The organism is Mucilaginibacter sp. RCC_168 (assembly GCF_041355315.1).
Taxonomy (GTDB): Bacteria; Bacteroidota; Bacteroidia; order Sphingobacteriales; family Sphingobacteriaceae; genus Mucilaginibacter.
The window spans coordinates 1-24,113 of the sequence record NZ_JBFUPN010000004.1; the positions used below are offsets into that span (position 1 = coordinate 1).

Sequence of the window (24,113 nt, forward strand, 5' to 3'; positions counted from 1 at the left end):
ATAGCCCAATGCATGACTATGCTCTGCATCAACTACTAAACTACTATGCAACATAAAGCCCAGAATATCATCCCTTGAAGTAGTTCCTAATCCACTTTTAGGTTTAATTCGTCCCCGCTTGGATGAAAAGTTAAACTCTGTGGTATCTTGTATACACAATAAATGGCGGCCCGAACTTAATGTCCGGCAACGATCAACTATACTTTTTTCTATAGCGCTTTCGCTGAAACTTTCGTTGTTAAACAAACGATAGAAGCTTTTTTGTTCTGCATCTGTTTCTGTGATCTGTCGTAAACTACTATTACGGCCCGTGGTTAGCTTCCTTAATGCATCAGTCGCACGCCTTTCTATCCGTTTATCGCCAAATGCTCCCTTAAAATCAGGGTTCGAATTTATAGGTTCATCCATTTCGCAAAAATCGAACTTTTATAGCATACTTGTGTCCACACAGTAGCCCGTGGGGAGGGAACTGAAAAAACAAGAATGGCTACTCAAACAGTCACTCGGCTCCAGCCCACCGGTGTTGGGAAGACAAAAAACAAAGACCCAAAACGGAGTTAGGCTAAAGCCAGTAACTGTTTGTTTGTAATCCGTTGGTTAAAACCCACGGCAATGAAAGATAAATCAACTGCTTTTTATTCATTGCCGTCCCATTTATGGGGCGGATAGTAGTAGTATTTCCTGGTTTTAGCCTAAATAACGATCTTCCCAACACCGGTGGGCTGAAGCCGAGTGATTGCATGAAGGGTGATGAGCTTCACTATACCTTAATCAGCTTACCCCGTGTAATGATCTTCCCTTTGAGCATGATCACATAAATGTATATCCCCGGATTGAGGTTGATTTGAAAAGTATTTTGCAATTGGGTAATGCTCCTTTCCAGGCTTATATGTCCAACGGCATCATATAGTTTAAAATCATACGTATTGTTGATATCACCGCTCAGAATATTGAGCTGCGAACTTACCGGGTTGGGATAAAGCGTAAACTGGCTGGCTTGTAAAAACGTGGCATTAGCGAGATCGGAATAGGTGACCTTGCCGTCGTTAGTATGCAGTTCTACCCGGTAATATTGAATCCCTTTTTTAGGATTAGCATCCGTAAACTGATACCCTAAAGCAGAGCTCACCGTAGTTGTGCCCAGGTTGGTATAAGCATTTGCACCGGTTTGTTTTTGCCAGGTGATGGATTTGAGATTAACCACACTACCTATTTGCAGGTTAAGCACAATAGTATTATCAACAACATTGGCCAGCAGGGTTTTCACATAACAGCCTACCCCCTGGTTCTTGGCATCAATGGTCAAACTTTTTAGGCCTTCAAAGCCATCGCCCTGCGCGCTTACCGCAAAGTAGGATGATGTTTGCTGCTGGGTGGGTATCAAAATGGTGGTATCGGTAGCAGCAGTTAACTTTTGCAGTAAATTATCTTTAATGGTATAAATAACATAGCCTTTGCTGCCTGGCTGCGCCTTCCAGTGCAAAAGAGTACCATCGGTACAGTTATAGCCCACTTCCAGGTTAAGGGGTTGGGAAAGTACAAATTCTTTACTGATGAACGACTGGCCGCTAATGTCCATTTTAAGCATGGCCGTGGTAAAAACATCGGGCGCTGTCCAGTCGTAATATCTGTTTTTGAGGGTAACGTTGCTGATGGCTTTCCAGGTAGTACCATGGTCATAACTTACGCTCAGCTGGCCGGTTGCGGCACTGAACGAACTTTGCCAGCGCAGGTAATTTTCGCCGGCCGCAAAAAGATGGTTATTCCCCGAGGGATAGGTCCACTCAAAACGATTGGCGGCCGTAGCTCCATGCGCTATATAAAAAGTTTGCGCGCCGGAACTTACTCTATTTCCTTTTACATGAATGATGTAATTACCGGCAACAGGATTTTGCAGGCTAACCTGTTCGGTATTATTCAGGGTATCCCTGCGGCGAACGGCCGGTTTGGTTAAGGAATCTGTGGAGGGATAAGTACTCAGGCTCCATGGCAGCAAGGTTTGACCATCGGGTGTGGTAACAGACAGGTCAAGGTCATTAATAAGGGCCTTGGGGGCATTCAGCGCCGCCGGTGGATCGTTCCATGCTAATGACACTTTAAACAGGCTGCTGCCCGCCGGAACGTTGATGGTATAATCTACCTGTTGCTGGTTACTTACGGCTCCTTTTTTAAAGCGGTTATCGGTAAGGGTTCGTAAAGCTTCCAGGGCGTTAAGCTGGCCGTAACCTGTTTTATGATCTACATTGGGCAAACCGATATCATCTGCCGAATTGATGAGCACACTTTTGATAAGCGCGGCAGAGGGTAACTGGTTAAATTGCTTTTTGTAGGCTTGCTGCAACAGGGCCACCGTTCCCGAAACCAGGGCGGCGGCGCCTGATGTACCATCTTCGCCGTTGGATACCAGCTCGGGCTTTATCCGCCCGTCATAAGCCGGACCGGCCGAGCTCAGATCTGCCGGCACACCGGTTTGATCGGTACCGCCAATAACCAATACATTTTTGGCCTGTTTAAAAGTTCCCGAAAGGTTAGCTACATTCGGGATGCCGTTATATAAACCTGTAGTAGGTGTCGTAGTACCGATATTACCCGAAGAGAACACATGGATGATGGAATCATTCGCCATCACCTGCTGATCATAGGCAACCGCCTCAACGCCGTAATAATTTTCGACGCCGGTACCGTAGGAATGATTCTCAACACCTATATCAAAGGTTTTAAAAAGTGCGGTGCTATCGGGCAGCAAACGGGCAAAATCAGACGAAGTGAACCTTACTTTAGGCGCGGAGCCCAATCCCCTGATAAATGAATTGCCATTACCCCCTATCAAAGTGGCCATAATAGTAGCGTGCCCCGAGGTGATAGCTGCGGCCGGGAACGAGGTAAAGCTGCGGCCCAACAGATCGATGTCATCATCATAGCGCTCTTCTTTTATGGCTACATTGATGCCGCTGCCATCTATGCCTGAAAAATTATCAGCGATGGCCGAGATCTGATTGATGCCCAGGTCAATATCATTGATCACCAATTCGGCGTGGGCTTTCCGGGTAACATTGGCAAAGGTAACGTAAGGCTGCTGCAACAGATCGGTAAGGCGCTGCAATGAAATATTCAGGGTGATGGTGTTTTGAGTTTGAGCGGTTATTTCACCGTATTTTTTGATATCGCTGATCACCGAGTCGCTCTGAGAAGTGACTGACAGATCGATCGATTGTTTTGCAGATGGATGTTTTTGCAAAAGTTGTATTAAATTATCTGTGGCTTTCCATAAGGAATTTGCGGGTGTAGCCTCCTGTATATTGGCATCGGTTGCTATATCAGCTGTGGTAGCCACCACATAAAAATTATAAGATACCCGTTTTACCGGGCGAAGTTTTTTAATATCGGCCTTATCCGGTTCTTTATATTTAACCAGGTAATATTTAACCGTGTTATTTCCCAGCAAAGGCCGGGCAGCGGGCGCTGCCTTATAAAGCGCGGTCATGCTTTTATCGTTCGCTGGTTTTTGCGCCCAGGAGCATTTAAAACATAAAAATATCAGTATAAAACAGAGTAATTTTTTAACCATACTGTGTATTAAAAAAAATAAAGGGGAGTTTTGCTCCCCTTTATTTGTAAAACTACTTGATTGATCAATAAGAAGCAATACGATAAGGTTTTTTAGTACAAATAGTTCAACGCTATTTTATCATTAGCGTTAAAGGTACGGTCGGTCCCACTTGAGCAGGCTAACATCCATGAGCCGGCATCAAATGTTTTGGTTGGTGTACCCGGAATGTGGATTGCTCCAACACCTGAAGAACCTTCATTACCGCCACCGCCTGTTCCGCAGCTCAGGTTACGGTTAAAGTAGTCGGTATGACGCATACCTATACAGTGGCCCATTTCGTGCTGGATAACGGAAGTCAAATATCCCAGATCAGGATTGGTTCCGTAAGCGGCAGGATTGGTGTTCATCTGGATCTGGTTGTAAGGGTTACCTGATGATGTTGGGAAACCTGAAGAACCTAAGGTGATAAAACCACCGCTTGGACCTTCGTTAAAACCAATGATCTGGATAGCACCACCGCTGCTTACCACCTGGAATTTAAGGGTAAGGTTTAACGCGTTATAACGTGCCACGGCTTGAGCTGTAGCAGTAGCGTAAACGGTTGGCAAATTTGAAACCGATACGGTAATGGTTCTTGGTAAGTTTTTTACCAGGTTGGTTGTCCGGTATTGCTCAACTTCAGCAATTCTCAGGGTTGGACTGGTGCTGGTTTCAGAAAGGTTAGCCGGGGTTAACAGGATATCACCTTCTACCAGGTAATTATCACCTATCTTACGCATATTATCGGTACTGAAACCCAGGGCGGTGATCTTACTGCTAACATCAGCAGAAATTTGTGGAGTTTGATCGGCCTTTTTGTCGGCACCTTGATTGTTTTTAGTACAAGCAGTTAATAAGGCAGATGCACATACGATGCATAATCCCATTTTTAGCAAGAGTTGTTTTTTCATTTTGTCGGTACTCTAATTTTTTTAATAGTTTAGTTAAGACTCAAATAATATGCAGGAGAACTAAGCCTCCTGCCTATTATCAGTAACAATTACTTCATTGATCAATAAGGAGTAATACAATATAGTTTTAGTACAGGTAGTTCAATGCTATTTTATCATTCGCGTTAAAGGTACGGTCGGTACCGCTTGAGCAGGCCAGCATCCATGAGCCGGCATCAAATGTAGTGGTAGGTGTGCCCGGGATGTGGATAGCACCAGGATAATCCTGCGGGTCGCTGCTGCTGTAAGTGCTGCCTTCATTACCGCCGCCACCTGTACCGCAGCTCAGGTTCCGGTTAAAATAGTCGGTATGGCGCATGCCTATACAATGACCCATTTCATGCTGTATAACAGACGTAAGGTATCCTACATCAGGATTACTTCCGTATGCATCAGCATTGGTGTTCATCCCGATGGCGTTATAAGGGTTACCAGCCGCGGTTGGAAAACCCGAGTATCCTAAAGTAATAAAACCATCAGAATCAACGCCTTCATTAAAACCGGTAATAACCATATTACCACCGCTGCTTACTACCTGAAATTTAAGTGTAAGGTTTAACGCGTTGTAACGTGCTACCGCGTTAGCTGTAGCTGTGGCATAAACTGTGGGTAAATTTGAAACCGATACGGTAATGGTTCTGGGCAGGTTTTTTACCAGGTTATGTGTCTGGTACTGTTCTGTTTCGGCTATTCTAAGAACAGGACTGGCAGTGCTGGCTTCATTTAAATTGGCCGGGGTTAACATGATATCGCCTTCTACAATGTAATTGCCACCCATTTTACGTACATTATCTGCACTAAAACCCAGGTTTTTAATTTTTTGGGCTACATCGGCAGAGATGGCGGTTTTAGGATTGGCCTTGGTGTCGGCGCCCTGGTTGTTTTTGGTACAAGCAGTTAGTAAGGAAGATGCACATGCAAGGCATACCCCCATCTTAAACAAGAGTTGTTTTTTCATTTGTCGGTACTCTAATTTTGTTAATAGTTAAAAATACTTATAAACAATCATTGTGATAGCCGGCCAGCTGTTTGTTTACGATTATAAATATATTAAAATACAACGACATTTATTTTTTATTTGATAAATAAAAAGACCATTATTATCCTTAAAATTAAGAAATAGTAAAAATTACACCCCGTATAATAACTACCAAAAATTGACGTTATAGTTGATTTAAATTATTCCAAGACACTTTTCAGGGAAAAACAGGCCGGCCGCCGAACCCGTGTAAACACCTACTGCCTAACCGGGTAAAATACGGGTAAAATAAAAATGGACAAGCTCCGGAATTTATCTGGGTTTGTCCATTTTAAGTTTTCCTACAAGGGCTCGAACCTCAATCTTCAGAGCCAGAATCTGACGTGTTACCATTACACCATAGGAAAATATTGATACAAATATATCAGCTACGATTTTATGGTGCAAAAAAATGTAAGATGACAAAGGATCGCTATTCGAAAATTTACAATTCGCAGGCTTTTCAGATATATCATCCAGAGACACATTCCCTGCACAACGCATAAAAAACACAATATCAACGATTTTTATTACTATCAATTAAATTAATGCCCATTAATTCAATTGGTTTTCATTTTATTTTATTAAATTTTATAAAAATGTTATAAAACATGATATTTATCATACCATAAACAAGCATAGTTTATGGAAATTATTAATTAGACTTGCAATAATGCAGTTTATATAAAAATAAAAGGTGTAAATGAAAAAAATTCAAAATATTTGCGATGTGGAGAGCTGTTTTTTATGTAAAAATAGCTTAACTGAGTGGCGACCGGCAATATCGGCACACAAAACAACCTACAAAGTAAAAAAAGGTGAAGTTATTTTTAAAGAGGGTGATCCGGTAACAGGTATTTATTTTGTTAACTCGGGAAGTGTAAAGGTTTATAAAAAATGGGACAAGGATAAAGAACTGATTGTTCGCTTTGCTCGTGAAGGTTCGCTTTTTGGCCACAGAGGTTTAGGCAAGGGTGGTTTTTATCCCATATCTGCGGCAGCGCTACAGCCAACGGTTGTTTGCTATGTGGATATAGCCTTTTTTGAAGCAACCATGAAAGTAAACCCCAGCTTTACTTATCAATTATTGATGTTTTTGACAGAGGAATTAAAGCAGTCTGAAAGAAAAATGCGCAACCTGGCGCACATGTCCGTTAAGGGCCGCGTGGCTGAAGCATTAATCTCTCTGCAAAACCAGTTTGGCACCACCGCTGAGGGTTTTATCAATAGCGACCTGAGCCGGCAGGACCTGGCCTCGTACGCGGGAGCCACCTACGAAACCGTGTTCCGGATGATGAACGAATTGGTAAATGAAAAGCTCATCAGCCTATCGGGCAAAAGCATCCGCCTTACTAATCATCAGGAGCTATTGAAACTGGCGCAGGATATTGTTTTTATTTAAGTTCCCGTTAACCATATAAAATTTCACATTATTATATGTCATCTATCAATTATGAATTAAAATAGATATAATTGATGAATTTCTACATCAGCGCATGTCACACAACACCCCAATTCCCGAGTTATTTGTACTGGGCGCCGGTCCCGGCGATCCGGAGCTGATCACCGTTAAGGGATATAAAATTTTACAACAGGCCAATGTGATATTATATGACAACCTGGCCAACAAAGCATTATTAGATATAGCCAAACCCGGTTGTGAAAAAATTTATGTAGGCAAACACCCTTATGGCAGCTACACCCCACAGGAAACCATCCTGGAGATGATCAAACACTATGCTTTTACCAAGGGAAGCGTTGTGAGATTAAAAGGCGGCGACCCATTTATATTTGGCCGTGGATTTGAAGAGATAGCGTATGCCCGGGAACAAGGCATCAAAACGCATTACATTCCGGGTATTACCAGCATACAGGCTTCCGGCTTTTTAGATATACCGTTAACCCACCGGGCCATGAGCGAAGGGGTATGGATCATTACCGGCACTAAAAAAGATGGCTCTTTATCTGCCGACCTGAAACTGGCTATGCAAAGTAACGCCACCGTGGCCATTTATATGGGCATGAAACAAATTGATGCTATTGCCCAAACCTATATATCCGAAGGCAGGGGTGATACACCCGCGGCCATTATACAGCATGCATCATTACCACAACAAAAAGTAGCCCGGGGCCTGGTTAAGGATCTGCGCCAAATGACAGACTCGCACCAGTTAACTCATCCGGCAATCATTATTATAGGCGAGGTTGCGGGCTTAAGTGCTTAAGACCGATAGTTTTAAAAACCTTACGAAACTGTCGGCGTTTGATGTTTTACCGGTGCAATGATCTTTTACGCAGATAATTCAAAAGCTCTTTGGGGCGGTCTGTTTGTATGATGGTTGCTCCATGAGCAATCAGCCAGTCCCAGCTGTGTTTGCGTAAACAATAGGGCAAGTAAGGCAATAAGGCTCCTTCCAGAACTTGTCATATATACTCTTTCGTTAACCAATTTTTCTTCCGGCATCTTCCGCAGGGGTTGGCAACCCAATAGGGGTTAAAGCTTTGTAGAAAAATTCAGCTCCCATTCAGTGCCATGGGTACTGTACTCAGGTTGCATATCTACGGCATGCTAAATGATGGTTGTTTGTTTTCTACAAAGCTTTTTACTCCTACGGAGTATCCTTAAATAATGACATTGATCGTAGGGTCTTTCCCAGAGGATCATCAGGTATAAAGTTAGGAATAAACAACCTCAGGGTCCCTTTCAGGAGTCCATGAGGGGACTGTGAAATTCATATTAAAAAAGACAGGTCGAATATTGATTAACTCTTCAGCTTAATACTGGTATCATAAAACTCTTTTTTTTATTATATTTATACAGTATGAATAATTACTGGCGATTCCTGAAAAGCCTTTAGAGTAAGGATTAACCCAAAACCTTTAAAAATGAGCAAAAGATCACTAATTCTCAGTACAGTTTTTATGCTTTTTGTAACAATCAGTTACGCCCAAAAAGCAACCGGTGGCGACCGCGACAAACATGGCTGCATTGGATCCGCCGGGTATACCTATTCCATTATAAAAAAAGATTGCATACAAACCTTCGCGCAAAAAATTAAGCTAAAGGAAGTCGATCCAAAGAGAAGCTTTTCCACTATTGCAGCCGTTATTTTTAGTGACGATAACAAAAAAGCAGAGATATTTCTGTCTGATTACAAAGAGAGCCAGATCCTAATCAGAACCGGTAAAAAAGGAAACTACGTTTGGAAGAAAGGCGATTTGAAGCTGACTGATAAAGATGGATATCAGCTTAAAAAAGGAAAAAAACTCATTTATAGCCTGTAACGAAATGTTGTAAGCGCTGTTCAATATTTTCTGGATATATGAACTTTTACAAAATAAGGGCTAACAATTAAATCGTTGGCCCTTATTTTGTTTAACCAGCTCTGGAGTCGAACCGGCAAATTACTTTTAAGTTTTCCCAAGTGGGCTCGAACCACGATCGTCCGAACCAGAATCAGAAGTGCTACCATTACACAACCGGAAAATATAATACCAATATATTACTTGCCATTTCATTAGTCAAAAAGCACTTCAGTTTATAAGTTTATCCATTCATCACTTCACCTCTATTATATAGATCGCTGACCGCAATAAATGAAGTGCTTTCCGATACCTGGACCGGGTTTCGGTTTTTAAGGTTGCCCTGCCTTCTTATAAGAGTAATAGCCCATGAAAAGACTGCGTTGAAACCCACAAGGTTAAAAATAAACCGCAGAGCCGACTCATCGGTCTACGCTACGCTGGACCACCCTCTCTACGGCTTTTGCCGCAAAGAGGGTAAAGAAAGCCCCCTCTATGCGCGAAGCGGAGAGCGGGGTGACGAGCGCAGCGATGTCGGGGTGAGTCGATAGGTGCCTAATTTTCGCCTTATGCCTTTTAATGGGCTATTACTCTTATAACTCCCCTTTCTTCAATATCAAATAAAACAAAACAATTTTTACTATTAGTTTATTTTATTTCTATACAAATCATATAAAATATTAAACCATGGAAACTACACCAGCAAACACAAAGGATACCCAAAAGGGTAAATTACCCAACGTACAAAAGGAACCCGATGAACCACGCGTAAAAACAGTAACCCCCGATAATGATAGTGGCAACCCGGGCGCACCTGTTCAAAAAGATAACCCCAATGCTCAAAAAGATAGCTCCAATGTAGATAAAGGCCCTAAAGGCGAAAACCTTTAAAAGATACACTATGAAAAAGAAAATTTCGGTTATGCTGTTGGCTTGCACTGTTGCTGCATTTTTTGCTTGCAACGGCGATCACTCCGACAGGACTGTTCGGGATACTGCTAAAAACACACATGACAGCGTTCCCTCTAACATCGATACCTCCAAAACCACCACAACTACGGGCGATGCCAGCAATTTGGATAACAGCGCATCGGGCGGCACCCGGATAGCAAAAGACAGCGCCCAATTGGCAAAGCCAGACAGTAGTAAGAAGTAAGTAACATCATTAATTGATCATGAAAACAAAAACAGCGAAACGAAGAAAATGGTCGGCCAGAGTAACCAATACCAGCAATTCGCTCGACCTGAAGAACGGCGTATTCAAATTAAAGGATCCCGAAAAAATAGCTGAGTCATTGAAAAAGTCGGCCGAAGAAAGTCACCGCCGCAAGGCCTCGCCATTTCAAAGCGCCATGTCGATGCTGAATTTTTATGAGAACCGGGCGGGTAAAAACTTAAGTAAAAAGCAAAAAGCACCTCTTGAAAAAGCCAAGAATAAGCTGCGCAAGTTATTTGGCAAGCCAGAACAATAGGCTATTTATTTGCGATAGCCAGTTGCACTAACCATTGCACCAGGTCGTTGGCGGCTTTGTCATTCTCAAAACCGGCCGAGAGCCGGCCATTAACGTATTCGTTATATAACCAGGGATCACCAACGGCAACCACTGTTCCCTTGCCATATTTGGCGCTGGCTATAATGGTAGCGCCGTTGCTGTTCTTCAAAACCGATTTTGCCGGGCCATTAAGACCAATGGAGCATACATCCTTCATGAATATTTTGTTGGCAGAAGGAAACACCGGATTACCCGTGGTTTTTACAGCGCCATCTTCAAAATGAGCGTCATCAATTACGTGATTTTGCAGATCATCGTTGAAATGCATTCCAAATTTGGCAGCCAGGGTATTAAAATGAGGCAACTCTACATTAGCGCTATCATTGGCCATCATTAAAAGTACACCACCTTTTTTTACCCATTTGGCAATTTCCTCCACATCCTTTGGCTGAATGTAATTGGGATTAGGGTTTTCCTTTTTGGTATCCGGATCAACAATAATATAGATAGCCGTATTTTTGAGATTATCTGCTGTAGGTGCCTGATCAAGAGAATCCAACCTGGCACCGGCGGTTGCAAAAGTGGCACCTAAAATTGAAAAGCCAGAATTCTGCTTTTCGCCCCACAGGTAATGAAAACGCTCCTGCTGTCCTGCTTTATTTTTATGCACTTCATGGTTAAAATAATAATCGAGCATAACAGTTTGCGCGCTGGCGGCTGCGCTGGCACCCATTAACAAGGTTATTATGGCTAATTTCAGTTTCATAAAAATGGGTTTGTTGTTAATAACAATTGTAACAGACAATTTGTGTTGCTCCATAGGAGCTATCTATTTGTAACACTGCAAATAATGGTACCTTTTGCCTAATAGAGCAATGTCATTAAGTTAAGAGATCCCGAATGCGCCGTAGGTGCACAATGTCGGTAGAAAATTTATTTTTTAACATTTTAGCGTGCCATCGGTACGCAACTCGCCAAGTTCCGTACCGATGGCACGGTATTTTTACATGCTATTTTCTACCGACATTTGACCCCTCTGGGGCCGATCCTTAAATAAGGACATTGCCTCATAGAGGCTACCCTTATTGAGGGCTGCACCTACGGAGCAAAATCTTATCACTTTATTTTATTTACTATTACAAATAGGTAGCTCCTAACGGAGCATTATATTATAACAGGCCTTTTAGTCTGACAAATATTTATACCCCGCCAAATATTGAGAACCCGCCATCAACGCAAATCATGGATCCGGTTACAAATGCCGAAGCATCACTCAGTAACCAGGTCAATGCGCCCTTCAGCTCATCGGCATGACCGAAACGTTTAAATGGCGTTTGTTTGATCACCAGCTCGCCGCGTTGGGTATAACCACCTTCGGGCCTGGTTAGCAGGTTACGGTTTTGTTCGGTGAGGAAAAATCCTGGTGCCAAAGCGTTCATCCTGATCTTATCGCCGTAACGGTTGGCCAGCTCTACCGCAAACCATTGGTTATAGCAATCAACCGCCGCCTTGCCAATATTATAACCCAATACCTTGGTGATAGCACGTTTGGAGTTCATGGATGATATATTCACGATACTGCCTTTACCCGCAGTGGTAGCAATGGCTTCGCCGAATATCTGTGTAGGGATGATAGTTCCCCAGGTATTCAGGTCCATTACCTTTTTCATGCCGGCAATGTTCATTTTAAAAATATCTTCTTCGGGGGCTAAAACACCTTCGGGCATGTTACCACCCGCGCCATTCACCAGGCCATCCACCCGACCAAAAGCGGCTACAATTTTATCTTTGGCGGCTATCAGCTCTTCTTCGTTCAACACATCGGCCACTAATGCTACGGCTTTACCGCCATTTTTATTGATGGTTTCGGCACGCTCTTCGGCCACTTCTTTTTTACGGCCCAGGATGCCTACCGCGCCTCCGGCTTCCACAATAGCATTTACAAAGGCGTCGCCTAATATTCCGGTACCGCCGGTTACTACAATAACTTTACCGGCTAATGAAAATGAATTTTCCAATGTCTTTTATATTTTGTTAATCAATTGATCTTTATCTGATATCAGGTATGGCTATAGCGTCCATATCGGTATAGTCGAGGTTTTCGCCGGCCATGCCCCATATAAAACTATAGCTGGCTGTACCACTGCCCGAGTGGATACTCCATGGCGGTGAAACTACGGCATCATAATTATCCATCAGGATATGACGGGTTTCCTGCCCCTCGCCCATATAATGGAATACTCTTTGTCCCGCGGGTACGTCAAAATAAAAGTAAGCCTCCATCCGGCGATCATGCACATGTGCGGGCATGGTGTTCCACACGCTGCCGCCATGCAGTATGGTAAGGCCCATCACCAGCTGGCAGCTTTTGATACCCTCCAGGTGAATGTATTTATTAATGGTACGTTTGTTAGCGGTTTCGATAGAGCCGGTGTGCACTTTGGCTGCATCCTCATTAGTCATTAACGTAGTTGGATATACCGCGTGTGCCGGTGCCGAAAGCAGATAGAATACTGCGGGTTGCGCACTGTTTTTACTGGCAAACTTTACACTTTTAACACCTTTGCCTATATAAAGGCAATCCAGTTTGTTGACCTTAAAAGTTTGGCCATCAGCGGTAACTTCACCATCGCCGGCCACGTTGATGATGCCTATTTCACGTCGCTCCAAAAAATAATCAGCCCGCAGATCAGGGTAGTTCTCCAGCTCTACCGGTTTAGTCACCGGGTGCGCCGCCCCTATTATCATACGGTCATAATGGGTATAAGTACAGTTCAGCTTATCGGCCTGTACCAATTGGTCAATTAAAAAACGTTCTCTTATTTGTGCGGTTTGATAACTTTTAAAATCTTCGGGGTGTACGCTATGTATTACTTTCAAGGCTTTATGTTTTGGTAAGGCAATTCTACAACGTATCTTTTTTAAATCAAAAGTATTCGCCGGTTTATTCTACTCAAACGTTTGCGCTGAGAGGCCTTATTAACGTAAACGCAACAAAAAAGCCACTGACATAAATATCAGCGGCTTTATAAAATGATACTTGACCGGTGTTCGTTAGTCTTCGTTCACAAACGAACGCAGCATCCAGGTATTTTTTTCGTTAAATTGCATAAAGCGGTTTACCATATCGTTGGAGCCATCATCACCAGCCTCGGCGGTAATGTCAAGAATCTCTCTTTCCTTGGCAATTAAAACAGCCAGGTCATCAATAACAGCCTTTACCATTTTGGTATCTTTTAAGCCAATGGTTTGGATCTCTTTAATAGCCGATTTTTCGATGTAATCATTAAATGTGCTGTATGGCGATTTGCCCAGGGTCAGTATCCTTTCGGCAAGTTCATCAATAGTGGTTAACGCGGCTGTATACAGTTCCTCGAACTTTAAGTGCAGGGTAAAAAAGTTTTGCCCTTTGATGTTCCAGTGGCAGCCACGTACTTTTTGGTAGTAGATATGATAGTTGGCCAAAAGGTCATTTAAGTGGTCAACAACGGGTTTTACTTTACCTTCTTCCAGACTAATTTCTTTAGCGTTCATATATAAATAGTGATTTTTATGTTTAACATTTGCTTGGCAGCAATGTTTGGTAAATATAAGCAGATTTGAATTTATTACCCATATTTACACACTTTATGACACAGATGCTACCTTTTATCAACGAGCAATTTAACTGGCCCATATGGCGCATGGAAATTGATGATATGAGCGCCACTTTGTTTGTTGAATTACGTAACAGCGAAGATAAGAAAGTAGCTTTTGGTGCGATAAGCCTGCTCAATGGCCAGGTTTATTTTAAGGATATAACCACGCCCGAACGATGGCTCACGGGCATTGAAGCGGCTTATGATGGTACGCTCCTCGTGCACAATTATCAATCAGAGAACGGGCCTGTACATAAAGGCCTGATAGCGATAGATGGCACAAGCGGACAAACCCTGTGGAGCAATTATACTTTGGCCTTTGATCATTTGTGTATAAACGGCCCCACAGTTTATAACGCCCAGGTGCAACCTCCGAAATTATTTTTGGCCGATATTAAAACAGGCGGCCTTTTACAGGCCTATCAACCGGTAATTGACACTCCTTTGAATAATCATATAGTTGTGCCACAGATGCTCCCTGCAGATCTTTTAAAAGAATTGACCTTACCTGCCGAACCTTATGCAAATACCCTGCATTATTTGGAACACAATAGCTACAGAATTGTATCTTTGCACACGTTTTTTCAGGAAAAATTAAAACAGCATTTATATATTATTAACAGCGAAGGTGTAATTGTTTACCATGATTTGTTAAACAGCAACATACAAAAATTGCAGCCCGAGGCGTTTGTAGTACATAAGAATAACCTGATCTATATAAAAGAACGGTCAGCATTAATAGTTTTAAACTTATAAGCTAAGTATTTTAATTCATTATGAAAGTAAAGATTTTATTAGTCATCGCTCCCCTGCTTACCCTGTCCATATCCATTTTTGCAAGCCCGGTTGTTGACTCTGTTGGAGTTGAAAACCAGAACGGAAAAAAAGTTGTACTGCACAAACTTGATCCTAAAGATAATTACTACTCCATCGGCCGCCGGTATAATGTAAGCCCAAAGGCTATTATGCAATTCAATAATAATGCCCCGCTTAAAATTGGTGGTATTGTTAAAGTACCTACCGAACAATCGTTTACACAAACTACAGCTGCAGCCCCCGCCCCTGTTCAGCAAACTAAGCCACAAGCGCAGCAGCCGGTTCAACAGCCAAAGCCACAAGCACAACAGCCTGCAGCACAACAACCAAAACCGCAAACACAGCAACCGGTAGTTCAGCAGCAAGCTCCGGCCGCAACAGTAGCTACAACAACGCCGCCCCCAGCCGATACCACACCCGCCAAACCGGTTAATATGGATAATGTGCAGCAGTACAAAGTATCCGCAGGCGAAACACTTTACTCTATAGCCAAACGGTTTGGTACTTCTGTTGAGGACATCACCAAGCTCAACGGCTTAACATCCGACACCCTTACTCCAAACCAGGTCATCAAAGTACGCTCAGGCATGCCCCCCGCCGAAAGGCCGGTTGCTAAACAGGATGCAGTGCTAACCCAAGATTCAACCGTTGCCGCTATTGACAGCGCAGGCAATAAACTAAAAGCTAACCGTTTTGGTCTGTACGAAAAAAATGAGACAGGTGTAGCTACCTGGATAGATGATACCAGCCTTGACCCTAAAAAGGAACTGGTATTGCACCGTACCGCTCCTATCGGTACCGTGATCAAGATCACCAATCCTATGAACAACCATACCACCTATGCTAAAGTTGTAGGCAGATTTACCGACAGCGAGGCTACTAAGGACGTACTTATTGTAATGACCAAGAACACTGCCGACGCATTAGGTGCTTTAGATAAACGCATTCACGTAAACATCAGCTACGGCAGTCCGAACCCGAATGAATAAACCTTATATTATTGGAATTGCCGGTGGTAGTGGATCAGGCAAAACCTTTTTCCTGAAAAGTTTCCTGGAGCATTTTACTGCAGACGAGGTATGCCTGGTATCGCAGGATGACTATTATTTTCGCGTGGCTCATAAGATGACGCCCGAAGAAAATAAGGTGTATAATTTTGATCTGCCGTCCACCATTGACCATGAGCATTTTCAGCAGGATATCAGCAGGCTTTTTAATAATGAAACCGTTATTAAGCCCGAATATACCTTTAACAACCCCAATGCGGTACCTAAGATGCTGGAAATAAAACCAGCGCCTATTTTAATTGTGGAGGGTTTGTTTATCCTGCATTTCAGGGATATTGCCAATATGCTCGACATGAAAATTTTTATTGAAGCCGATGAAGAAGTTGCCATGAACCGTCGCCTGAAGCGCGACCTGATAGAGCGCGGTTATTCGAACGATGATGCCATGTACAAATGGGTAAACCATGTGGTACCGGCTTATAAAGAGTTTTTATTGCCTTATAAAGACGAATGTGACCGGGTGATCACCAACAACAGTCATGTTGCCGATGATATAATCAAGGTAACCGAAGAAATATCGGCGGATCTAAGGAAGAAATTATTTTAATGGTTGATGGTTCATAGATCATAGTTGATAGTTCATGGTATTAATCGCTACGAATTATCAACTATAATCTATTGACCACTTATGATTCATGAACCATTAACTATGATCCATGAACTACGGATCAAATAACAATCTCCGGAATATCGCCTTCAACAATCAATTTACCGGCTGTAGCATTTTTAATATCCTCTACACTTACCCCCGGCGCACGTTCCAATAGTTTAAAGCCGCCTTCGGGTAATACATCAAATACACCCAGTTCGGTTACTATTTTTTTCACGCAGTGCACACCGGTGAGTGGCAGGGTACATTTGGGCAATAGTTTTGATTCGCCTGCTTTGTTTACGTGCTGCATGGCCACAATGATGTTTTCAGCAGATGCCACCAGGTCCATCGCGCCGCCCATGCCTTTTACCATTTTACCGGGGATCTTCCAGTTGGCTATATCGCCGTTTTCGGATACTTCCATAGCACCCAGTATGGTAAGGTTTACCTTTTTGGCGCGGATCATCCCAAAACTCATGGCTGAATCAAATATAGCCGAACCCGGCAGCATGGTAATGGTTTGCTTCCCCGCGTTGATCACATCCGGATCTTCCTCGCCCTCAAAAGGAAAAGGCCCCATCCCCAGCAATCCATTTTCTGACTGCAGCACCACATCCATCGTTTCGGGGATGTAATTGGCTACTAATGTAGGGATACCAATACCCAGGTTAACGTAGTAACCGTCTTTTATTTCTTTAGCTATTCGCTTTGCTATTCCTGTTTTATCAAGCATGTTTTCTTATTTATTTCCCCCACGCGTCATTGCGAGGAGGAACGACGTGGCAATCCCCGATAAGCAGAGCCCTCTGTACAGTTTGGGATTGCTTCGCTCCTCGCAATGACGCGCGGTTTTAGTTCAGGTTCTTATATTCTTATTCTTGCTCCTTCGTCCTTACTCCCTCTATCCTTGCTCCCTCTATCCTTGCTCCTTCTATCCTTATTCCTTCACCCTCACTGTCCTCTGCTCTATCCTTTTCTCATAATCTTTCCCTTGGAAAATACGGTGTACATATATTCCAGGAGTATGGATATGATCAGGATCAAGCTCGCCGGGTTGAACCAGTTCCTCTACCTCGGCTATGGTTATTTTACCGGCCATGGCCATTACCGGGTTAAAATTACGCGCGGTCGACCGGTACACGAGGTTGCCCATGGTATCGCCCTTCCAGGCTTTTACAATGGCAAAATCGGCATCAAAGGCCATTTCCATCAGGTAATCCTTACCATTAAAATTGCGTGTTTCTTTGCCTTCGGCTACTTCGGTACCCACACCAGCAGGGGTAAATATAGCGGGCATGCCATAGCCGGCGGCCATACAGCGGGTAGCCAATGTGCCCTGGGGCAGCAGCTCTACTTCCAACTCACCGCTGAGCAGCTGGCGTTCAAATTCGGCGTTTTCACCAACATACGAGGAGATCATTTTTTTTACCTGGCGTTGTTTCAGCATCAGGCCGATACCAAAATCGTCAACCCCGGCATTGTTGGAGATACAGGTTAATTGCTTACGCCCCTGCTTCACCAGCGCGGCTATACAGTTTTCGGGCAGCCCGCAAAGGCCAAAGCCACCCAGCATTAAAGTCATGCCATCCTGAATATCGCGGATGGCCTCATCGGCACCACTAACTACTTTATTCATGTTCAATAATTGGTTGCTCAAATTTAGATATAAGAATCAAGAGTCAAGAATCAAGACATAAGAAATAGCCATATAATAAAGCTTTTTCTTTCTTGATTCCTGACTCTAATTTCTTGACTCTACTGGTATTTTACCACTTCACCCGCTTATCAATAAAGCTGATCAGATCATCGGCCATGGCCTGCTGCTCTTTGGCGCTGGGATGCCCAGGGGTATTTTTGAAAGGGAAAAAGTGAGTATAAATGGTTTTATCGTTGAGGCTGGCTACAGCCTTTTCAATATAACCCGGCCATGGCGAACCTTCTTTGGTGGCATCCATACTGCCCAGCGCGCAAATGATCTGTGCTTTGGGGTATTTTTTGCGGATATTTTTTACAAACTCCCGGTAGGCTTTAATGATCTGGTCGGGCTCGGGAGCTTTGGCACCAAACCGCTCTTTAAACTGCTCATTATTCGGTTGCTGAACTATCCAGGAGTCGTTCTGAAACAGGTTGATGACCACCAACTCAGGCGTATACTTCGAAAAATCCCACAAACTGGTCGGATCCGTGGGATCAAGCCGGTTATACATTTCGGGCATAATGAGCGGAAACCAGCTTACCAGCACACCGATGCCGCTTTTGGATGTACATATATAATCGGCATCAAAATGGCGGGCGGTAATGGCGGCATAGCTGATATAGCCATTTTCATAAGGAGCGGTACCCCTATCCTGCCCTGTGGTATCCTCCACAGCGTATCCGCAGGTGATGGAATTACCAAAAAACTCTATGCGGTGTTTTTTAGCGGGTGGCGCGGGTAAAGCCGTGGCATCCCTGGCCAGTATAAACTGGTAAAAAATAGTTTTACCCTTATCCCATTCTGTACGCTTAAATAACTCCAGGCTGTGCACACCAGCGGGTAACCCTTCGGCAAGGGTATAAACTTTTCTGGTATTATCCAGGTGGATGGTGCCCGTCACCTTACCGTCAACAATTATAGTAAAATAGTTTTCGCCGCGCTCATCCTGCAACATGGCCGAGGCTCCGGTACCGTTAAAGTTAATTTTCGCTGACGAACCCGTCCAGTAAAGCTCTGCGGCTTCATCCGTCATGTTGATACGGCCGGTATAGCGAATATGCGAGTCTTTACTTTTAAGTACCGCGATTTGAGCATTGGAGCAGCCTAAGCCGGCAGCAAAAATGAGGAACAGAACTACAGAGCAGATTTTGCGCATTGTTAATAGTTGTGATTAAAAGATGGGTTTACACATTGATACGACGTTAGTCTAACGGCATACCAAACTGTAATATATAGGCATTATTATCAAAAACCGCGAACTCCCGCATGCCATAATTAAAATCTTCAATGGGATAGCAGATCACGGCTTTCTCTTTCATTTCATTCCAGATCTCATCCACATTATTGGTGCGGATATAAAACGAACCCGTGAACTTGGGCACCGTAAACGTTTCGTGCTCGTTGGGGAGCGCCAGCATAATTTCGATATCATCCCTGCTTACGGTTGCCCAGCCCCAGTCTTCATCAAAACCAATACAGGTGAAACCCAGATTACTAACATAAAAATCAACGCTTTCCTTAACACGAAGCGTATACAACATAGGAGTGATACTTTTTAATGCCATCTTTTCGGAACAAGGACTTTTGGAACAAGGAACAAGGACGGGGAAAGTAAAGATTTTGGGAACAAAGAACAAGGACATCTACTGTCATTTTTACTCTTTAGTCCAAAAATCCTTATTCCTTACTCCCTAAATCCTTGCTCCTACAAAAGGCTAATTTACTTTAAATATGCATATGTTATACCATCTCCACCGCGGTCCGCGTGTTCATCTTCCAAACGGTCAACCTGGTCGTACTTTTTAAGGTACTGCCTGATCATTTTTCGCAGGATGCCGTCGCCTTTGCCATGAATGATCTTGAGATTGTTAAAACCCATCATCAGGGCACGGTCGAACAGTTTTTCAATAGCATGCAGAGCGTCTTCGGTACGCATCCCACGCACATCTATCTCCGGACTAAAACTGGCCAGATCATTGGTATGCGAATTAAAATTCCTGCGGATATCCTTTGGTACCGATGATTTCGAAACCTTGACAACCCGTTTCCTTTTGGCCACGGTACGCAAATCGCCAATGGCAATTACTACGTTGTCCTTGATCAGCTCGATCACCTGTCCGGTAGTTTCCGAGTCAGTTAATTTCACCCAATCGCCTGGTTTTAATTCTTCATCAACCGCTGGGTTGGGTTTTACGGGTTCAACCTTAACGGTATTTTTTTTAAGCTCCGTATTCAGGTTCTCGCGCAGGGCACGGGTCACTTCCTTATCGGCATTGCTGCTTTTTATTTCAGATATGGTATTCTCTACCAGCTTATTCGCATTCAGGATAATGTTTTTCGCCTGATCCTTAGCCTCTTTGATCAGCACCTTTTTATTTTCATCCAGGTAGCTTTTCAGCTTTTCATTTTCGGTTTGCAGTTCGTTTACCCGGCGCTGCTGTTTATCCAGTTTTTGTTTGGTTTCAAATATCTCGCGTTTCTCGCGTTCCAGGTCAACCAGTAAAGTATCTACCTTTTTCTGGCCTTCGCTTATCTTGTTTTTAGCGAGATTAAGCACGTTGGCGGGCAAGCCTATTTTTTGAGCTATCTCAAACGCGTATGAACTGCCGGGCTTACCAATTTCCAACTGATAAAGCGGTTTCATCTCCACGTTATTGAACAACATGGAAGCATTTTCGATACCCTCAGTATTGCTGGCGAATATTTTGAGGTTGGAGTAGTGGGTAGTTACCATCCCCCTTACCTTTTTCTGGTTCAATGATTCCAGCACAGCCTCGGCAATAGGTCCGCCAAACTGCGGATCGGTACCGGTACCAAACTCATCTATCAGGATCAATGTTTTACCATTAGCGTCCTCCACAAAGGTTTTCATTTTGCTCAGGTGGGCGCTATAGGTACTCAGATCGCTCTCTATCGACTGATCATCACCAATATCAACAAACAGTTGCTTAAACACACCAACTACACTGGCTTCGGCAGCAGGAATCAGCAAACCGGCCTGTACCATCATTTGCAGCAGGCCAACGGTTTTCATACAAACCGACTTACCACCGGCGTTCGGTCCCGATACCACAATAATGCGGGTACCCTCGTCAATATGCACATTAAGCGGAACCACCGTTTTTTGTTCGGCCTTAAAATTCAGGAACAACAATGGGTGGCGCGCATTGTATAGTTTCAATCGGGCTTCGTTAACTACCTGCGGCATTTCTGCCTCTATATCAATAGCAAACAAAGCCTTGGCGCGCACAAAATCAAGCTTGGTTAACAGGCCATGGTAGGATAGTAAAAGCGGTGTATAAGGCCGTAGTTCATCTGTTAAAGCGGTTAGTATTTTAACTATCTCGCGGCGGCGCTCAAATTCCAGATCGCGCACACGGTTGTTGAGTGTAAATACTTCTTCGGGCTCCATATAAACCGTTTGGCCCGATGCGGATTCATCATGGATAAAACCTTTAAGCTTCCGCTTATTTTCGGCCAGCAGCGGGATACATAAACGACCATCGCGCACCGTAAGTGAACCATCGGCCGTCCAGCCACTGCCGGATGCTGCTTTAAATATCTGGTCAATCTTTTTGCGGGCCTCTTGTTCGGCTTTGGCAATGCCCAGGGTAATTTCATTCAGTTCGCGTGAAGCATTGGGCCGTATCTTACCTTTGGCATCAATTACGGCATCTATCTTTTTAAGGATGGCCTTTTCAATGGGCAAATGCTCAAATAAAGCTTCAAGGTTAGGGTACAGTCCTTCCCGTTCGCTAAAGTAAGCGATCACCGCGAATACGGTTTGCAGGGAGGTTTGCACCTGGTAAAATTCTTCCTCCGACAAAAATACGCCCTCAATACGGGCTTTATTGGCTAAGGTTTTTATATCGAAAAAGTGATGAATGGGTAAGGCAGCATCATTAACCAGGATATTCTTAAACTCGTTGGCCTGGTTCAGGAACTTATATATCAGATCGTAATTGCTCATTACCTGTATCTTGTCAACCATTTGTTGACCCATTTCGCTCAGGCAATGTGCTTTTATTAATTCTTTTACCTCGGTAAACCCCAGCTTATCAACACTATTTTTTGGGTAAAGCATCAGGATGTTTTTGTTTTAATTTTTTTAGAGAATCGGCCTTGCTCACAGCCTTCACGGGCTTTTGCGCGGCTTTTTTGATAGAATCGGCTTTGTGGGCCATTTTAATGGAATCGGCTTTTAAATCGGCCTGGCGTTTTTGGGCCGCTATCTTGTTAACCGAATCAGACAGGGCTTTGATCCGCTCATCAACCTTATCATATATCGCCATAAGTTTATCCGGATATGTGGCATAATAATTCAGGCTTTTTTTAAAAGTTCCCGAATCGGTATGGAACCGCTCAAAAGCAGCCAGGTAATTACCCATACCATATTTGTACAAGGTATCCGGGGTTTGCAAACCGGTATATAAACGCCCATCAATAAGGTGGATTTCGGTTAATAAGCCGGCCATGGCATCAGGTTTTATTAAGCCTTTTGGCGGACTATCGTTTTTACAGGCACTTAAAAATAGTGATACTGAAAAAAACAAGGTTAAATATTTATGCATTCTGTAATTTAGCGGCTAATTAATTTGATTTGAAAATTTGAAGATGCGTTAATTTGAAAATGCCTAAATGATCCGAACATTTTCAAATCTTCAAATTACCAAATTTTCAAATTAAAAAAAACAAATTTACGGATAAATGAGCATTGCAGATAATATCAAAAGCTTAAAAAAAGAAACGGGCCCGGGGGTAACTTTATTGGCGGTGTCGAAAACTAAACCTGCTGCCGACCTGCAGGAGGCCTATGATGCAGGCCAGCGCCTGTTTGGCGAAAACACCGTGCAGGAAATGGTGGAGAAATATGAACAACTGCCTAAAGACATTCAATGGCATCTGATAGGGCATTTACAAACCAACAAGGTTAAATATATCGCGCCTTTTGTGAGCATGATTCAATCTGTCGATAGCCTGAAACTGCTGCATGAGATCAACAAACATGCTGAAAAGGCGGGCCGCATTATAGATTGCCTGCTACAGATATATATTGCTGATGAAGAAACCAAATACGGCTTAGGTTTTGACGAAGCCATTGAACTGTTACGGTCTGATGAGTTTGTAACTTTCAATAACGTACACATCCGCGGACTGATGGGTATTGCCACCAATACCGATAACGAAAAGCAGATCAAAGAAGAATATTACGAGCTGAAGACATTTTTTGACGGCATTAAGCAAAGCTATTTTCGCAAGATAGATACTTTTGATACCCTGTCGATGGGTATGTCATCCGATTATAAACTGGCCATTGAGCAGGGCAGCAATATGGTACGCGTAGGCAGCACCATTTTTGGCAGCCGGGTTATTAAGCACTGGAAAAATAATTAATGTCTGAATCAGAATTCTCAGGATTAAAGAATTAACAGAATAAGGTTTATTGGTGTGCACCCAATGAACTAATGAACAACTGAACCAATGAACATAAATATAAGAATTGCTAAAAAAGAAGACTGCCCGCGTTTAATGGAACTGGTACACGAGCTTGCCCTTTTTGAAAAAGCGCCCGAGGAAGTAACCGTAAGCCTGCAGGAGTTTGAAGATGCAGGCTTTGGCCCCAAACCCGTATGGAAGGCATTTGTTGCCGAAGCGGAAGGGCAAATCATTGGCTTTGCGGTTTATTACATACGCTACTCCACCTGGAAAGGCTGCCGCCTGTACCTGGAAGATCTCATCATTACCGAACAATACCGCGGCAAAGGTGTTGGTAAATTGTTGTTCAACGTACTGATTGCCGAAGCCAAAGAATTAGGCTTTAGCGGCATGGTATGGCAGGTGCTCGATTGGAATGAGCCCGCCATTAATTTTTATAAAAAATACGAGGCTAATATTGAAGCCGGATGGCTTAATGCCTCCCTGTCAAAAGAACAGCTTTTAAACTATTAAGC

26 protein-coding genes are annotated in these 24,113 nt (G+C 43.4%); 11 read left to right on the forward strand and 15 right to left on the reverse strand.

The features are described 5' to 3' along the window. From AB6735_RS04135 to AB6735_RS04150, 4 genes are all read right to left on the reverse strand, one after another. Nucleotides 1–408: transposase DNA-binding-containing protein (locus tag AB6735_RS04135; RefSeq protein WP_370994576.1), on the reverse strand; the 408-nt coding region annotated here is incomplete at its 3' end. Between the two features lie 352 nt (nucleotides 409–760). Next, entirely contained in the window at nucleotides 761–3,568 is a 2,808-nt protein-coding gene (locus AB6735_RS04140) for a S8 family peptidase (protein WP_370994577.1), read from the reverse strand. A gap of 92 nt (nucleotides 3,569–3,660) precedes the next feature. Further along, nucleotides 3,661–4,500: a M57 family metalloprotease gene (locus AB6735_RS04145; protein WP_370994578.1), complete on the reverse strand. Its 840-nt coding sequence runs from the start codon at nucleotides 4,498–4,500 to the stop codon at nucleotides 3,661–3,663. Between the two features lie 127 nt (nucleotides 4,501–4,627). Then, on the reverse strand, nucleotides 4,628–5,497 hold the full coding sequence (locus tag AB6735_RS04150) for a M57 family metalloprotease (RefSeq protein ID WP_370994579.1): 870 nt from the start codon (nucleotides 5,495–5,497) through the stop codon (nucleotides 4,628–4,630). Between the two features lie 763 nt (nucleotides 5,498–6,260). On the opposite strand from AB6735_RS04150, the gene AB6735_RS04155 reads away from it, so the two are divergent. Further along, nucleotides 6,261–6,959, forward strand: a complete 699-nt coding sequence (locus AB6735_RS04155; RefSeq protein ID WP_370994580.1) for a Crp/Fnr family transcriptional regulator — start codon at nucleotides 6,261–6,263, stop codon at nucleotides 6,957–6,959. A 94-nt stretch (nucleotides 6,960–7,053) separates the two neighbouring features. Next, nucleotides 7,054–7,782 (forward strand): uroporphyrinogen-III C-methyltransferase, encoded by a 729-nt coding sequence (gene cobA, locus AB6735_RS04160; protein ID WP_370994581.1) that lies wholly within the window; start codon nucleotides 7,054–7,056, stop codon nucleotides 7,780–7,782. Nucleotides 7,783–7,828: 46 nt separating this feature from the next. Here cobA and AB6735_RS04165 read toward each other — a convergent pair whose 3' ends face one another. Beyond that, a complete protein-coding gene (locus AB6735_RS04165) occupies nucleotides 7,829–7,960 on the reverse strand; it encodes a hypothetical protein (protein WP_370994582.1) in 132 nt (43 codons plus the stop codon). Nucleotides 7,961–8,479: 519 nt separating this feature from the next. Here AB6735_RS04165 and AB6735_RS04170 point away from each other — a divergent pair. The 4 genes from AB6735_RS04170 to AB6735_RS04185 all read left to right on the forward strand — a co-directional run bounded on the left by AB6735_RS04170 (nucleotide 8,480) and on the right by AB6735_RS04185 (nucleotide 10,332). Continuing rightward, entirely contained in the window at nucleotides 8,480–8,842 is a 363-nt protein-coding gene (locus tag AB6735_RS04170; RefSeq protein WP_370994583.1) for a hypothetical protein, read from the forward strand. Between the two features lie 705 nt (nucleotides 8,843–9,547). Then, on the forward strand, nucleotides 9,548–9,751 hold the full coding sequence (locus AB6735_RS04175; protein ID WP_370994584.1) for a hypothetical protein: 204 nt from the start codon (nucleotides 9,548–9,550) through the stop codon (nucleotides 9,749–9,751). A 10-nt stretch (nucleotides 9,752–9,761) separates the two neighbouring features. Further along, nucleotides 9,762–10,016, forward strand: a complete 255-nt coding sequence (locus AB6735_RS04180; RefSeq protein ID WP_370994585.1) for a hypothetical protein — start codon at nucleotides 9,762–9,764, stop codon at nucleotides 10,014–10,016. Between the two features lie 19 nt (nucleotides 10,017–10,035). Next, nucleotides 10,036–10,332, forward strand: a complete 297-nt coding sequence (locus tag AB6735_RS04185; RefSeq protein ID WP_370994586.1) for a DUF3175 domain-containing protein — start codon at nucleotides 10,036–10,038, stop codon at nucleotides 10,330–10,332. A gap of 1 nt (nucleotide 10,333) precedes the next feature. Here AB6735_RS04185 and AB6735_RS04190 read toward each other — a convergent pair whose 3' ends face one another. From AB6735_RS04190 to AB6735_RS04205, 4 genes are all read right to left on the reverse strand, one after another. Then, nucleotides 10,334–11,119 (reverse strand): DUF4350 domain-containing protein, encoded by a 786-nt coding sequence (locus tag AB6735_RS04190; RefSeq protein ID WP_370994587.1) that lies wholly within the window; start codon nucleotides 11,117–11,119, stop codon nucleotides 10,334–10,336. Between the two features lie 433 nt (nucleotides 11,120–11,552). Further along, nucleotides 11,553–12,371 carry an SDR family oxidoreductase gene (locus tag AB6735_RS04195; RefSeq protein WP_370994588.1) on the reverse strand — a complete coding sequence of 273 codons (819 nt, stop codon included), beginning with the start codon at nucleotides 12,369–12,371 and terminating at the stop codon, nucleotides 11,553–11,555. A 31-nt stretch (nucleotides 12,372–12,402) separates the two neighbouring features. Further along, complete coding sequence (gene kduI / locus AB6735_RS04200) at nucleotides 12,403–13,233, reverse strand: 5-dehydro-4-deoxy-D-glucuronate isomerase (RefSeq protein ID WP_370994589.1); 831 nt, start codon at nucleotides 13,231–13,233, stop codon at nucleotides 12,403–12,405. 174 nt (nucleotides 13,234–13,407) lie between these two features. Next, nucleotides 13,408–13,887: a Dps family protein gene (locus AB6735_RS04205; RefSeq protein ID WP_370994590.1), complete on the reverse strand. Its 480-nt coding sequence runs from the start codon at nucleotides 13,885–13,887 to the stop codon at nucleotides 13,408–13,410. Nucleotides 13,888–13,982: 95 nt separating this feature from the next. On the opposite strand from AB6735_RS04205, the gene AB6735_RS04210 reads away from it, so the two are divergent. The 3 genes from AB6735_RS04210 to AB6735_RS04220 are packed head-to-tail and all read left to right on the forward strand — an operon-like array spanning nucleotide 13,983 to nucleotide 16,421. Next, entirely contained in the window at nucleotides 13,983–14,747 is a 765-nt protein-coding gene (locus tag AB6735_RS04210) for a DUF4905 domain-containing protein (protein WP_370994591.1), read from the forward strand. A 20-nt stretch (nucleotides 14,748–14,767) separates the two neighbouring features. Next, complete coding sequence (locus AB6735_RS04215; protein ID WP_370994592.1) at nucleotides 14,768–15,796, forward strand: LysM peptidoglycan-binding domain-containing protein; 1,029 nt, start codon at nucleotides 14,768–14,770, stop codon at nucleotides 15,794–15,796. Next, the gene (locus AB6735_RS04220) at nucleotides 15,789–16,421 is read left to right on the forward strand and encodes a uridine kinase (protein ID WP_370994594.1); all 633 of its coding nucleotides are present in this window, start codon (nucleotides 15,789–15,791) and stop codon (nucleotides 16,419–16,421) included. Before AB6735_RS04215 ends, AB6735_RS04220 begins: the two co-directional genes overlap by 8 nt. A 121-nt stretch (nucleotides 16,422–16,542) precedes the next feature. On the opposite strand, the gene AB6735_RS04225 is transcribed toward AB6735_RS04220, so the two are convergent. From AB6735_RS04225 to AB6735_RS04250, 6 genes are all read right to left on the reverse strand, one after another. Continuing rightward, nucleotides 16,543–17,199 (reverse strand): 3-oxoacid CoA-transferase subunit B, encoded by a 657-nt coding sequence (locus AB6735_RS04225; RefSeq protein ID WP_370994595.1) that lies wholly within the window; start codon nucleotides 17,197–17,199, stop codon nucleotides 16,543–16,545. A 204-nt stretch (nucleotides 17,200–17,403) separates the two neighbouring features. Further along, nucleotides 17,404–18,102: a CoA transferase subunit A gene (locus AB6735_RS04230; RefSeq protein WP_370994596.1), complete on the reverse strand. Its 699-nt coding sequence runs from the start codon at nucleotides 18,100–18,102 to the stop codon at nucleotides 17,404–17,406. A 130-nt stretch (nucleotides 18,103–18,232) separates the two neighbouring features. Continuing rightward, complete coding sequence (locus AB6735_RS04235) at nucleotides 18,233–19,318, reverse strand: SGNH/GDSL hydrolase family protein (protein ID WP_370994597.1); 1,086 nt, start codon at nucleotides 19,316–19,318, stop codon at nucleotides 18,233–18,235. A 46-nt stretch (nucleotides 19,319–19,364) separates the two neighbouring features. Further along, entirely contained in the window at nucleotides 19,365–19,703 is a 339-nt protein-coding gene (locus tag AB6735_RS04240; protein ID WP_370994598.1) for a VOC family protein, read from the reverse strand. A 179-nt stretch (nucleotides 19,704–19,882) separates the two neighbouring features. After that, nucleotides 19,883–22,246 (reverse strand): endonuclease MutS2, encoded by a 2,364-nt coding sequence (locus AB6735_RS04245; RefSeq protein WP_370994599.1) that lies wholly within the window; start codon nucleotides 22,244–22,246, stop codon nucleotides 19,883–19,885. Next, on the reverse strand, nucleotides 22,227–22,733 hold the full coding sequence (locus AB6735_RS04250) for a DUF4296 domain-containing protein (protein WP_370994600.1): 507 nt from the start codon (nucleotides 22,731–22,733) through the stop codon (nucleotides 22,227–22,229). The genes AB6735_RS04245 and AB6735_RS04250 overlap by 20 nt, the downstream gene beginning before the upstream one ends. Nucleotides 22,734–22,869: 136 nt before the next feature. On the opposite strand from AB6735_RS04250, the gene AB6735_RS04255 reads away from it, so the two are divergent. Together AB6735_RS04255 and AB6735_RS04260 are read left to right on the forward strand one after the other, a co-directional pair. Beyond that, nucleotides 22,870–23,556, forward strand: a complete 687-nt coding sequence (locus AB6735_RS04255; RefSeq protein WP_370994601.1) for a YggS family pyridoxal phosphate-dependent enzyme — start codon at nucleotides 22,870–22,872, stop codon at nucleotides 23,554–23,556. Between the two features lie 87 nt (nucleotides 23,557–23,643). Then, nucleotides 23,644–24,111, forward strand: coding sequence for an N-acetyltransferase family protein (locus AB6735_RS04260; RefSeq protein ID WP_370994602.1), 468 nt, complete (start codon nucleotides 23,644–23,646; stop codon nucleotides 24,109–24,111). Nucleotides 24,112–24,113 lie beyond the last annotated feature (2 nt).